The organism is Candidatus Neomarinimicrobiota bacterium, from assembly GCA_034716895.1.
Taxonomy (GTDB): domain Bacteria; phylum Fidelibacterota; class UBA8477; order UBA8477; family JABMPR01; genus JABMPR01.
The window spans coordinates 1-13,196 of record JAYEKW010000110.1 but is presented as its reverse complement, the minus strand read 5'-3'; the positions used below and the strand labels follow the sequence as shown (position 1 = coordinate 13,196).

At 44.9% G+C, this 13,196-nt stretch carries 10 protein-coding genes; all 10 read left to right on the top strand.

The window, feature by feature from the left end; all coding sequences use genetic code 11:
- Positions 1-111 precede the first annotated feature (111 nt).
- Positions 112-576 carry a four helix bundle protein gene (locus tag U9Q77_06955; GenBank protein MEA3287098.1) on the top strand — a complete coding sequence of 155 codons (465 nt, stop codon included), beginning with the start codon at positions 112-114 and terminating at the stop codon, positions 574-576.
- Positions 577-713: 137 nt separating this feature from the next.
- Entirely contained in the window at positions 714-2,177 is a 1,464-nt protein-coding gene (locus U9Q77_06950) for a pyridoxal-phosphate dependent enzyme (GenBank protein ID MEA3287097.1), read from the top strand.
- Positions 2,178-2,294: 117 nt separating this feature from the next.
- Positions 2,295-3,530 (top strand): threonine synthase, encoded by a 1,236-nt coding sequence (thrC, locus tag U9Q77_06945; protein MEA3287096.1) that lies wholly within the window; start codon positions 2,295-2,297, stop codon positions 3,528-3,530.
- A gap of 9 nt (positions 3,531-3,539) precedes the next feature.
- Positions 3,540-4,043 carry a (2Fe-2S)-binding protein gene (locus tag U9Q77_06940; protein ID MEA3287095.1) on the top strand — a complete coding sequence of 168 codons (504 nt, stop codon included), beginning with the start codon at positions 3,540-3,542 and terminating at the stop codon, positions 4,041-4,043.
- A 129-nt stretch (positions 4,044-4,172) separates the two neighbouring features.
- Complete coding sequence (locus U9Q77_06935) at positions 4,173-4,994, top strand: xanthine dehydrogenase family protein subunit M (protein MEA3287094.1); 822 nt, start codon at positions 4,173-4,175, stop codon at positions 4,992-4,994.
- Positions 4,995-5,064: 70 nt separating this feature from the next.
- Positions 5,065-8,370: a putative selenate reductase subunit YgfK gene (ygfK, locus tag U9Q77_06930; GenBank protein MEA3287093.1), complete on the top strand. Its 3,306-nt coding sequence runs from the start codon at positions 5,065-5,067 to the stop codon at positions 8,368-8,370.
- A gap of 353 nt (positions 8,371-8,723) precedes the next feature.
- Positions 8,724-10,115, top strand: a complete 1,392-nt coding sequence (locus U9Q77_06925; GenBank protein MEA3287092.1) for an 8-oxoguanine deaminase — start codon at positions 8,724-8,726, stop codon at positions 10,113-10,115.
- Between the two features lie 16 nt (positions 10,116-10,131).
- Entirely contained in the window at positions 10,132-10,866 is a 735-nt protein-coding gene (locus U9Q77_06920) for an FAD binding domain-containing protein (GenBank protein ID MEA3287091.1), read from the top strand.
- The gene (locus U9Q77_06915; protein ID MEA3287090.1) at positions 10,863-11,330 is read left to right on the top strand and encodes a (2Fe-2S)-binding protein; all 468 of its coding nucleotides are present in this window, start codon (positions 10,863-10,865) and stop codon (positions 11,328-11,330) included. The genes U9Q77_06920 and U9Q77_06915 overlap by 4 nt, the downstream gene beginning before the upstream one ends.
- The coding region (locus U9Q77_06910) for a molybdopterin cofactor-binding domain-containing protein (protein ID MEA3287089.1) at positions 11,327-13,196 on the top strand (1,870 nt) is incomplete at its 3' end. The genes U9Q77_06915 and U9Q77_06910, both read left to right, overlap by 4 nt.

Here is a 13,196-nt window from a genome sequence, read left to right as displayed (position 1 = left end):
GAGAAATTGGTAAGGGGGTAGGGGTATGAGGGTATAAGGGGTATAAGGGTATAAGGGTATAAAGGTATAAAGGTATAAAGGTATAAAGAATAAATCCTGTACTGTCAAATTATGCAAGAAGAACATAATATTATTTACAAAATCGCAGACAACAGTGACTCCTCTGATTATTTCATATCTGAACCAAATTCTGGATATGATAAAGACCGTGATTTTACAAGCTTGATTGCTTGGCAAAATGCGCGTGAGGTTAAGCTGTTTTTTTACAACAAAATTCTACCTAAACTACCTCCTGTTGAAAAGTACAACCTTTGTGATCAGATGCGACGAGCTGCAATTAGCATTACTGCTAATATTTCAGAAGGATATGGTAGGTTTCATTATAAGGAGAGCGCTCAATATTATCGGATTTCTAGAGGATCCCTTTACGAACTCAAAGATCACTTAATGAGCTGTCATGACCTGTCATACATCGACGAAATACTTTTTCAAGATGGACTTCATTTAATCGAAAAGGCTAAAATTAGTCTCAATGGATTCATCAACTTTGTAAATTCAAAAGTGCGAAAAAAATAAACGGTCACTCAGCATGCATCCCAACCACAAATCATCCATATACCTTATACCTATATACCCCAAACCGCTAATTGCCATGATTGTATTTACCTAACCAATAATTATTTTTGAGTTTATAACTAGAAAGAAAGCACCACATGAACACAGAACAAGTCCTGAAAAACACCATCCAACGCTGTAAAGAGCGAAATATTCTCCTGCCTACCTATAAACAGATGGCCAACCCTGAACTGATCCCTGAAGGTATTAAGTCAGAACTATCCCAGATCGGCTTATGGGATCTCAACCCCCGTAATTTATTCCGCCTGACCTGGCAAAATGAGCCGGTTGGCACTGGTGGTGGTTTCGGTGATGTAAACTACGTGGAACTACCTACTGAAATGACCGGCACAAAAGCCCGGATTATTGTCCTGATTGGAAAATTCTTTCCCACCGGTTCTCATAAAGTTGGCGCTACTTTTGGTCCTCTCGTTGAAAAATTGATCTCAGGTCATTTTGCTCCAACCCACCAGAAGGCTCTGTGGCCATCTACGGGTAACTACTGTCGTGGAGGCGCTTACGATGCCTACCTCCTGGGATGTCCTTCAATTGCAGTGCTGCCTGAAGAGATGTCGCAAGAACGCTACGACTGGCTGGAAAAAGTTGGCTCGGAGATCATCCGAACCCAGGGTGGCGAAGCCAATGTCAAAGAGATCTACGATGAGGTCAAACGCTTGAAAGCTGAGCGTGGCGATGATATCGTTATCCTGAATCAGTTCGATGAGATCGGCAATCCACTCTGGCATTACGCGGTTACAGGAACAGCCATGGAAAAAGTCTTTAACAATCTTAAAACCGGCGATCAACGCTTTAGTGGTCTATTTCTTACTCAGGGTTCAGCAGGAACCCTGGGCTCTGCTGACTATTTACGAACCAAATATCCCGCTTTGAAAGTGGCAGCCGGTGAAGCTTTGCAAGTACCTACGCTATTGCAGAATGGCTATGGTGCCCACCGAATAGAGGGTATTGGTGATAAACATGTACCCTGGATTCACAATATGAAGAACATGGACATGGTTATCGGTGTTGATGACAATATTTCCATCAATGTCATGCGTCTATTCAACGAAACTGCCGGTCATGATCTACTTCGAGCTAAAAATATCGATCCTGAGCTCATCAAGAAATTGGATTATATGGGAATTTCCAGTATTGCGAATATTGCTGGTGCCATCAAGATGGCCAAATATTATGAATACAATGAAAATGATGTGGTTTTCACAGTTGCGACTGACTCCATGGAAATGTACGAGTCCCGCTTGAAAGAAGAGCAGGAAAAGCACGGTGATTATACTGAGATTCAGGCCCATGTTGATTATGAACGATATCTCCAGGGCTTGGATAGCGAAGGCGTACTAGAGCTCACTTATCGAGAGAAAAAACGGATGCATAACCTGAAATATTTTACCTGGATCGAACAGCAGGGTAAGACAGTCGAAGAGCTGGATGCCCAGTGGTATGATGATAATTACTGGTCATCTAAATATGCCTTACTTGATGAATGGGATGAACGCATCAACGCCTTTAATGCAGAGACAGGGCTACTGAAGCAGTATGTATAGATCGTTGCTGCAGACTACTTCCTTTCGGGATTATCTTTCTGTAACAGATCCCTTCGATACGATCCTGAAAGGCCTTTCGGGATCACTCAGGGTCCAATCTTCGAAAGCATTTCAAATATGATTCCAAAAGCTATCACCGGCCTGCAGTGTCACCAGTGTAACTGGTTGGTTCCTGTTGATCCATTTCACTACACTTGTCCCAGGTGCGGTAAGAATCTGGATTTTACCTATGATTATGAGCTTATTCAAACCATCTGGGACAGATCTGACTTGGAGCAAAATCTCGAACAGTCAATTTGGCGCTATCTTCCACTTTTGCCCGTGAGCAATGCTCCTGAAAATACTTCGCTCAGAGTTGGCGGGACTCCCCTGGTTAACCTGCCAAAAATAGCAAGTAACCACGGTGTAGCATCATTTCAGCTTAAGGATGACACTCGTAATCCGTCTGGCTCTTTGAAAGATCGGGCAACTGAACTCAGTATTCAACATGCCCACGAGCTTGGAAAGGATACCATCGTTGCGGCCTCAACTGGAAATGCCGGATCATCTTTAGCAGCCCTGACTGCCTATCATGGAGTAACAAGTATCATCTTTGCTCCAGCATCCGCTCCTCCTGCGAAGCTGATTCAGATTCGGCAGCATGGCGCAAAATTGATTCCAGTAGATGCTAATTATGATACCGCCTTTGACTTGGCTTTTGACTGGGCGAAAAAAAATGATCACTATTCCCGCAATACCGGTATTAACCCAATTCTGGCAGAGGGGAAAAAAACAGTCGCCCTAGAGATCGCTGAACAAAGAAACTGGCAGGCTCCTGATCATGTCTTTGTACCTGTGGGTGATGGCTGTATCATTTCCGGCGTATTCAAAGGTTTTTTTGACCTGCTGGCTCTGGGCTGGATCGATCATTTGCCCCATTTACATGCAATTCAGGCTGAAGGATCATCAGCTATCGTGAACAGCCTTACGCGGAGTGGAGAAATTGAGGCAGTTGAGGCAAATACAGTAGCTGATAGTATCAGTGTCAATCAACCTCGTGATGGCGATAAAGCACGCCGCGCTATTCTTGAGAGTGGTGGAATAGGTTTCAAGATCAGCGATGAGCAAATTCTGGATGCCCAAAAGTCCCTCTCCTCCTCAACAGGTATCTTTGCTGAACCCGCAGCTGCCACAGCTTATGCAGGATTTCTGGATGCATCAGCTCGAGGTATTTTTCACAAGGATGACCAAGTGGTGGTTCTCATAACGGGAACAGGTTTAAAAGATATTCCCAGCGCCCAAAGTAATATGACTAGATTAAAGCCCATACCTGCTGACATGTCCTCAATTGAAAACTTCCTGGAATTGGAGTAAAACAGCGGTATGCTTCACCATCCAAAATCCCACTATTTCCAACTGTCCCTGACTGTCAACGGCAAGTTGGTGGAACGAGAGATAGTCACTCATTTGAGATTGCTTGATTTTCTGCGTGATGAGCTGTTACTCACTGGAACCAAAGAAGTTTGTGGTGAAGGTGAATGTGGTGCCTGTACTATCATCATGGATGGTCAAACTGTTAATTCATGTCTCATTTTGGCTGTTGAAGCCCATCATCGAAACATTGTGACCATTGAAGGATTGGCGGATACCAAAGAACTCACTGATCTTCAGCAATCCTTTGAAGATCATCACAGTGTTCAATGTGGATATTGTATTCCCGGGATGGTGCTGACTGGTGAAAAACTACTGGAACGCAATTCGCATCCGACACGGAATGAGATCAAATACGAACTCTCTGGAAATATCTGCCGTTGCACCGGTTACCACAAGATCGTGGATGCCATAGAGCATGCGTCCGATGATATTGCCGCAGATGAACGCGGATAGGCGCGGAATTTAACGCGCAAATGGAGGTGCAATTGGTATTAATCAACTTTGGACAAAAACCAACCTTCAAACGCTTTGCTTTTTCCAATTCACGAAAAAAAATCCGCGAAAATCCGAGGCCGTAAAGTCATGAGATATTATCGTCCAGATTCTTTAGAGATCTATTTCAAGCTACGTACAACGCTAGCCGGGAAATCTGTAGTGGTGCTAGCAGGCGGGACAGACCTGATGCCTCGCTACGAACGAGGGTTGTCAATGCCAGACCACCTTATTGACCTCAAATATCTCTCACAATTGAGCAGTATCCAGGTATCTGAAAACTACATCGAGATCGGCGCTCTTACTTCAATTCAAGATCTTCATGATCATGCAGTCATTCAAAAAAAGTTTACAGCAATCCATCAGGCAGCCCATGAATTCGCTGGTGCTCAGATCCGTCACCGGGGAACCATAGGTGGGAATCTTTGTAATGCTTCCCCAGCAGGAGATTTACTCCCTGCTCTCTATGCTTTTGGCGCAACCCTTGAGCTGACCAGCAAACACGGCCAACGCAAACTACCTGTAGCTGAATTCATTTTGGGACCGGGGAAAACAGCATTAGGAGATGGTGAGATATTAACCTCCATCCGGCTTCCCAGGGATCATTTCGATTCAAAATTCATTAAGGTAGGCTTAAGACAAACAATGGCCATCTCTGTGATCAACATTGCCTTTGTATATAGCCGACATAATCATTCATATTCTCACTTGAAAATTGCAGTCGGTGCGGTTGCTCCAACTATTGTCATCTTGGATACATTTACCACAGACTTTCTGGCAGAGCCGTCCCAACTTTCAAATCAGCTCCATTTGATCGATGAAGCCATCTCACCCATCGATGATATTCGGGCAACTGCAAAATACCGCCGAACCGTACTCAAAAACCTGATACAGGATTTCTTAGCCAGATGAATTCTCAGATAAATATATGTAAGAGCATATCACGATACGCCCAGACACATTTCCTTTTGGATAGAATAATATGACCGACAAACTCCATCCCATATCCATCCAACACTTGATAAAATGGATGCTTTCTGAATACAAAACTGATCACATTTTCGGGATCCATAAAGACCTTTTTTTTACACCTGGTGAACCCGATCCATTCCGCATGGAACGGTATGGACAGACATTGGAATCTCCCATTGGGGTGGCTGCCGGTCCTCATACCCAACTCTCCCAAAACATTATAGCGGCCTGGTTATGTGGCGCTCGCTACATGGAACTAAAGACCGTACAAACCTTGGATGAACTGGAAGTCAGTAAACCCTGTATTGATATGCAGGATGAGGGCTATAATTGTGAATGGTCTCAGGAACTCAAACTGGAGCAATCCCTGGATGAATATCTCAACGCCTGGATCGCTATCCATATTCTAAGAGACCATTTTGGCTGGAGATCAGACCAGGGGTCTGGCGTTATTTTCAACATGAGTGTGGGCTATGATCTGGCTGGTATTATGAAGCCTAATGTTCAACGATTTATGGATCGGATGGTGGATAGTCAGGCACTACTTGATCAAAAGCTTGATCAGCTTTCCCAGATCTACCCCAATGTGAAAAACGTGACTATCCCAGCCCGTATGACCAACAATATTACTCTTTCCACCATGCACGGTTGTCCCCCTGATGAAATCGAACGTATTGCGACCTACTTGATTGAAGAACGTAAGCTGCATACCGCTGTAAAACTGAACCCCACCCTCCTGGGACCTGAACGATTACGCCAGATTTTGAACGATGATCTAGGTTTTGATACAGTCACGATACCTGATGCAGCCTTCGAACATGATTTGAAATATCCCGATGCCTTAAACCTGATTAATAATCTTCAGAAAAGTGCTGCTAAAAGTGATGTGGCTTTCGGACTCAAATTAACCAATACTCTGGAAGTTGAAAACCACCGCCCTGTATTTCCTGAGAATGAAACCATGATGTATCTTAGTGGACGGGCGCTTCATCCCATCAGCATTAACCTGGCTGCTAAGTTGCAAATTGAATATACAGGTAATCTGGATATCTCATTCTCCGCTGGTGCCGATGCCTTCAATATTGCTGATACGCTTGCCTGCAACATGAAACCGGTAACCACCTGCACTGACGTTCTAAAACCGGGTGGTTATACCCGCCTGCGTCAGTACCTTAGCAATCTTTCAACAGCAATGGAGAAATTTGACGCTAAGAGTTTAGATCAGTTTATTCTTGCAAAAAGTACTGGAAAGGCAAACCCTTCAGCAGCTGGTCTTGAAAATTTGGCTAAATACGCCAAACAAGTCACTGGCAATTCACATTACCATAAGCATAGTCATCATTTTGATTCTATCAAAACCTCACGCAAACTCGCTGCTTTTGATTGTATTTCAGCGCCCTGTATTGATGCCTGCGCTACCAATCAAAATATCCCAGAATATTTGTATCACACTGCTCAAGGGGATTTCGAGCAGGCTTTCGCAGCCATTCAGGATACCAACCCCCTGCCCGGAGTAACGGGTCACGTCTGTGATCACCTCTGTCAGTTAAAGTGTACCCGCAATAATTATGATTCCCCTCTCTTGATCCGCGAGATCAAACGCTTCGTAACTGAGCAGGAGCTCAGCAAGACGCCCCATGTTGAACTTAAATCATCTGGTCATCGTGTCGCTGTAATCGGAGCCGGACCGGCGGGGTTATCCTGTGCTTATTTCTTGGCAAAAGCAGGAATCAGCGTTGACGTTTATGAAGCAAAATCTTTCGTCGGCGGAATGGTCTCTGATGCCATTCCTGAATTCAGACTTACAGATGAAGCTATAGATCTGGATGTAGCGGCGTTAAAAAATGTTGGGGTTCAATTCTATTTTGAAACCAGGGTTGATCAGAAAATTTTTCAAAAGCTTCATGAAAACAGTACAGCTCTGTTTATCGGTGTTGGCGCCCAACAAGCGCTGAGTCTTGGTGTGGAGGGTGAACAGCTCAGCGGTGTTCTTGATCCTCTGAAATTTTTATCGGATGTACGCCAGGGTGCCCGACCTGATCTTGGGCAGAACACTGCCATTATTGGGGGTGGCAATACGGCCATGGATGCCGCCCGTACAGCACTTCGACTATCTGGAGAGTCTGGCTCAGTAAGTATTGTCTATCGCCGAACCATAGCTGAAATGCCTGCTGATGTTGATGAGATCGAAGCAGCGTTGGCAGAAGGTATCATCATCCACGAACTGGTGTCACCCCTGGCCTTTCTTGGTGGTGATCGCATCAGAAGTATTCAATGTCAGAAGATGGAATTGGGTGAACCTGACTCTAGTGGCCGTCGTCGTCCTGTTCCCCTGGCAGGTAAGACATTCGAATTTCCTGTAGATACTGTCATTCCGGCCATTGGTCAGGCCATCGATGTTGATTTTATTGAGACAAAAGAGCTCGAAGTAAACCCAAAAACCTGCGCAACTCAGATCCCCCATGTTTATGCCGGCGGTGATGCAGTGCGAGGTGCTTCCAGTGTGATCAATGCAATCGGTGATGGTCAAATCGCAGCAAAACACATTTTAAAGACGCTTGGAGTAAATGCCTCTCCATTACCTGCAAACAAAGACCGACATGTAACAATTAAAGACCTGAAACAAAAAGCAGCAATTCGTGAATATGGCATCGAGCCTCCTCAGGCTCCGTTAAATCTTTCTCCTGAATTTCCATTAGTGCACCGAACTCTGACTGAGGAAGAAGCGGTTGCAGAAGCCAGCCGTTGTCTGCTCTGTGATGATTATTGCAGCGTGTGTGTCGGTGTCTGCCCCAACCTGGCAAATCTGACCTACACAGCCAAGGCAGTCGATTATCCAGTCCAGGAAGCTTCATTTAAAGGGGTTCAGCTTGTTATTCGGGATGCAGGAACTTTTACCGTCACCCAGGAGCCACAAGTGTTGAATATTGGTGACTTCTGTAATGAATGTGGTAATTGTACAACTTTCTGCCCGACTGCTGGTGATCCTTATAAAGACAAACCTCGGATTCATCTATCAGAGCAGAGCTTCAGCGAGTCAGAATCTGGCTATCGATTTGTGGACAAAGCTCTGTACTTCAAAAGTGGTGAATACAAATCAGTATTAACCTATCACGAAGGTGATTTTTTATATCATTCACCAATTGCCCAGGTAAGGTTTGATGGTATTAGTAAAAAAGTTGATTCATTTAATCTTGAACCGGGCACAAATTACTTTAGCACCCTGGAGGCTCTGGAAATGATTGTTTTGTTTGAGAGTTTGAAAGATATTCCGGTTCTGTTTTCAGACACAGATGACACGAATTCACTCAAATAATCCCGAATATTGACAATGGTTGATTGTGGTTTTAGTTGTATCTTTTGGTAGTTTATGATTGGAGATCATACTGAATCCTGAAAGGATGAAACATGAATAGCTACGGGTGAAGCCCGTAGTGTTGTCCAAGATAGCCTATCAAACCAAACTCTGAAGGAGTTTAACAATTTTAATAGACAATAAAGGATTTACAGAACAGTTCAACCCTTGCAGGGTTGTATTTTTTATGATTTATTTACCACGGGTTCTACCCGTGGCTACTGACATTTTTCCCCTTCGGGGAATTTAATGATTTCGACTTTTACATTATTATTATATATGTTCGTTTTTTCTATACAAGAAACCCCAATCACATGAAAACCATCCTCATCAAAAACCCCCTCCGCGTTGCCACCATGAACGACAAAGACCTGGAATTTTCCGGTGGTCATATCCTGATTAAAGATGGGGTGATAAAATCAATTGGTCCCGAGGCCCTGCATATTCAGGCGGATCACATCATAGATGCTACCGGCATGGTGATCACCCCGGGTTTTATCAATACCCACCATCATCTTTATCAAACTTTGACCCGAAATATTCCCCTTATGCAGGATCAAGCCCTGTTCCCCTGGCTAAAAAACCACTATGAGGTTTGGCGGGAAATTACCACTGAGGCCATTCAGGTTAGTACTCAAGTCGGTCTGTTGGAACTGATGAAGAGTGGAGTCACCACCAGTTCTGATCATCTCTATCTATTCCCCGCACAGGCCAGTCCTGAATTGATTGACACGGAAATTGAGACTGCGAGAGCTCTAGGCGTTCGTTTTCAACCTACCCGTGGTTCTATGTCCCTGGGAACATCAAAGGGTGGACTGCCGCCTGATGATGTGGTTCAAACTGAAGCAGTGATTCAAAAAGATACGGAACGTCTGGTAGCAAAATACCATGATTCCAGTTCTGGAGCCATGACCCGAATTTCTTTGGCTCCCTGTTCACCCTTTTCCGTCACACAGAAACTTATGAAACAAGCTGCAAATTTTGCCCAGGATAACAAGTTGCAGATTCATACCCACCTGGCAGAAACGTTGGATGAGGAAAAATTCTGTCTGGAGACCCTGGGTCATCGTCCTGTAGGTCTTATGCAGGAACTCGGTTGGCTTACTGCAAATTCCTGGTACGCCCACACCGTTCATCTGAATGATGGTGAGATCAAAGTCATGGGAGAAAACCAGGTTGGCGTGTCACACTGTCCCTCATCGAATATGCGTTTGGGATCCGGCATTGCCCGAATACGTGAACTTTTGGATGCTGGTGTTAAAGTGAGCCTGGGTGTAGATGGTAGTGCTTCAAACGATTCGGGTGATATGCTTCTGGAAATGCGTAACGCCATGTTGATTTCAAGATTAAGGGACGAGCAATATTGGCTGACAGCCCGGGATGTTCTCCGGATGGCGACCCGAGGAGGTGCCTCTGCTTTGGGTCGAAATGATATCGGTGAGCTGAGTGTGGGCAAACAAGCAGATCTGGCACTATTTAACATGCATGGGTTATCTCAAGCAGGTGGTCTTTCTGATCCGCTGGGAGCTCTGGTTTTTACCACCAGGAACCATTCTGTGGATTATCTTATTGTGCAAGGAAAGTTTGTTATCAGCAAGGGTTGTTCGACTATAGATGAAACTAAAATAATTACTAAGCATAACCAAATTGCCCACAAGATGTTGCAACGCGCACAGCAACGAACGGGTATAAATTTTTTACGCTAACAGTCAGGATTTCAACATGTGGTCATCACTAGAGCATATCATCCAACCAGACAATCTCACCGAAGCGCTGGCCTTGAAAAAAGAGCCTGGGTCTGTCATTTTTACCGGTGGTTCTTATCTGGTATCCCAGAAAAATCAGAATGTTTCTACCTTAATTGACATCAACCACCTGCTGGATGATAATGTGGAAACCTTGTCGGCTGAATTGCGTGTTGGAGCAGCATGTTCATTACAGGAGTTGAGCCGGGTAGCCAATCCTGCTCTGGCCGATGCAATTGTTTACTCGTGTCCGTCCAAAAATATTCGGAACCAACGTACTCTCGGCGGTGAAATCGCACAAAACCGACCTGATTCAGATCTTCTGGTTTATCTCCATGCTGCCGAAGCAAAATTGCAGATCAATGAATCTGGTGATCTCATTCATATTGCTGACTGGAACCGCAATGGCATAATATCCATGATTTATATTCCTCAGAATAACACAACATTAGAGCGCGTTTCAGTTTTGGATTCAGCAATTGCTTATGTGATCGTCGCCGTACATCAAACACCTGAGTATATCATCCTGTCTATTGGTGGAAGATCTACGAAAATCATTTATTACAAAGCCCCACTCTTACCTGAAGAAACACAGATCAGGAAATTCATGGAAAAGATCGAATCCATTTTTGTTGATGATCACTTCGGATCTCCAGCCTACAAACGCCAGATCGCGTCTAATCTTCTTACTGAAATGATGGTGACCTCATGATCGAATTTGAACTAAACGGCAAGCTGATCAGTGCTGATACAGCGCCAGGAACAACCCTGTTGGAATATTTGAGACGTGAAGAACTTTATAGCGTTAAACATGGCTGCGATCATGGTGAATGCGGTGCCTGTGCCGTTCTCATGAATAGCAGGAGTGTCAATTCCTGTCTGATTCTTATGCATACAGTTGAAGGGAAAAAGATCGAGACCCTGGAAAGTTTTTCGACGCACGAGCAACTCCATGAAATGCAGGAATCATTTCTCCAAGCCGGCGCGGCTCAATGCGGTTTTTGCACCCCGGGAATGCTGCTTTCAGTCGAAGCGCTTGATCGTGAGAATGGTGAAATCACTGAAGCAAGTGTGAAAGATGCTCTAACTGGCAACCTCTGTCGTTGCACCGGCTATGTAAAACCCGTCGAGGCCGCAATGAAAGTCCTCAAAAGGGATGGGGGGATATCAAAATGAAAGTGATCGGAAAAGATATTCAACGCGTTGATGGCGAGTCACTGGTCAGGGGTAAACCTGTTTTCACCGATGATATGAAGCTGAAGGATGTTCTCCACGTTAAAATTCTGCACAGTCCAATTGCCCATGCCAGAATCCTGGCTATTGATACATCGAAAGCAGAAGCGCTGGATGGTGTTGTAGCTGTTTTCACCCATCAAGATTTTAAACCGCACTACTATACCACCGCCGGACAGGGCTATCCCGAGCCTGGTCCCCGTGACATGCGTATTCTTGATTCAACGGTTCGTTACGTGGGAGACCGGGTTGCTTTTGTTGCGGCTGAATCTCTGGAGATTGCCAATCAGGCGCTCAAGCTGATAGAAGTGAAGTATGAAGAACTGCCCTGTATTTTTGATGTTCAAAAATCAATGACTGCCGGATTTGCCATACATCCCACAGAGGGAACCAGTGGTATTCATAATATCGAAAAAAATATTGCTGCCCATCTGGATGCTGAGATAGGTGATGTGGAAGCGGCACTGGCAGAATCTGTCCATGTGTTTGAAGGAACCTATAGCACACCATTTGTCCAAATGGCCCACATTGAACCTCATATTTCTTTGACCTGGCTGGATAACAATAATCGATTGATTATTCGAACCTCTACTCAGGTTCCCCATCATGTACGCCGTATTGTAGCGGAAGTTTTGGATATCCCCATTGCTCGTATTCGGGTGATCAAGCCCCGCATCGGTGGCGGCTTTGGTGGTAAACAGGAAATCTTGAATGAGGAAGTTGTGGGAGCAGTTACCCTGAAAACGGGTCGGCCAGCCCGGATTGAATACACCCGTGAGGAAGAACTCCTGGCGGCTCGAGTACGCCATCCCGAATTGGTTACCTTCAGGCTTGGTTTTGATGAGGATCATCTTCTGACGGCCATTGATCTGAACATTCTAGAAGATTGTGGTGCTTACGGACCCCATGCTTTGACGGTCATGTCGGTCACCTCTCAAAAAGCCTTGAGCGTGTATCGGGCACCGAATATCAAAGTAAATGGCGATGGTGTTTACACCAATCTGCCTATTGCTGGTGCCTTTCGTGGCTATGGCGCACCTCAAGCATTTTTTCCATTGGAAAGTCTTATGGACGAAGCAGCCGAAAAATTGGAGGTTGACCCCATTGACCTGCGTTTAAAGAATGTTTTTCAAGTCGGTGATGATATTCCCATTGCTAAGATTCTCGGTGAAGGCCGGGAAGGTTTTCCCATGGTCCTTTACAGTAACGAAATTAAAGCTTGTTTAAACCAGGGTCGTCAATTGAGTAACTGGGACACCCTTCGATCAGCTCGGAAAACTGGTCGCTATCGAACGGGAATTGGTGTGGCTGTAGCTGGCCAGGGGTCTGGAATTCCTGGTATAGATATGGGCGCAGCTTTTATTAAAATGAATGAAGATGCCAGTTTCAATCTGCAAGTTGGTGCTACGGATCTGGGAACCGGTTCTGATACAGCCCTGGCTCAAATTGCCGCCGAGGTTCTAAATGTTGCCGTGGATAAGATCATCGTTTATTCATCTGATACAGATCTGACTCCCTTTGATACCGGTGCCTATGCCTCCAGTACCACCTATATCTCAGGAACAGCTGTCTTGAAAGCAGCAGAACAGTGTAAATTCATGATTCTGGATCAAGGAAGAAAGCTGCTTCAGGTTGAGGACGCTGAAATTGTCAATACCGATGTGGTTGCACCGGATGGCCAAAAGATTTCCTACACTGACATCTGTACGAAAAGCTTTTACACCGACGAACAGCTGCAGATCATGGGCTCTGCTTCTCATTTAAGCTATGATTCACCTCCACCTTTCAATGCAACATTTGCTCAGGTTG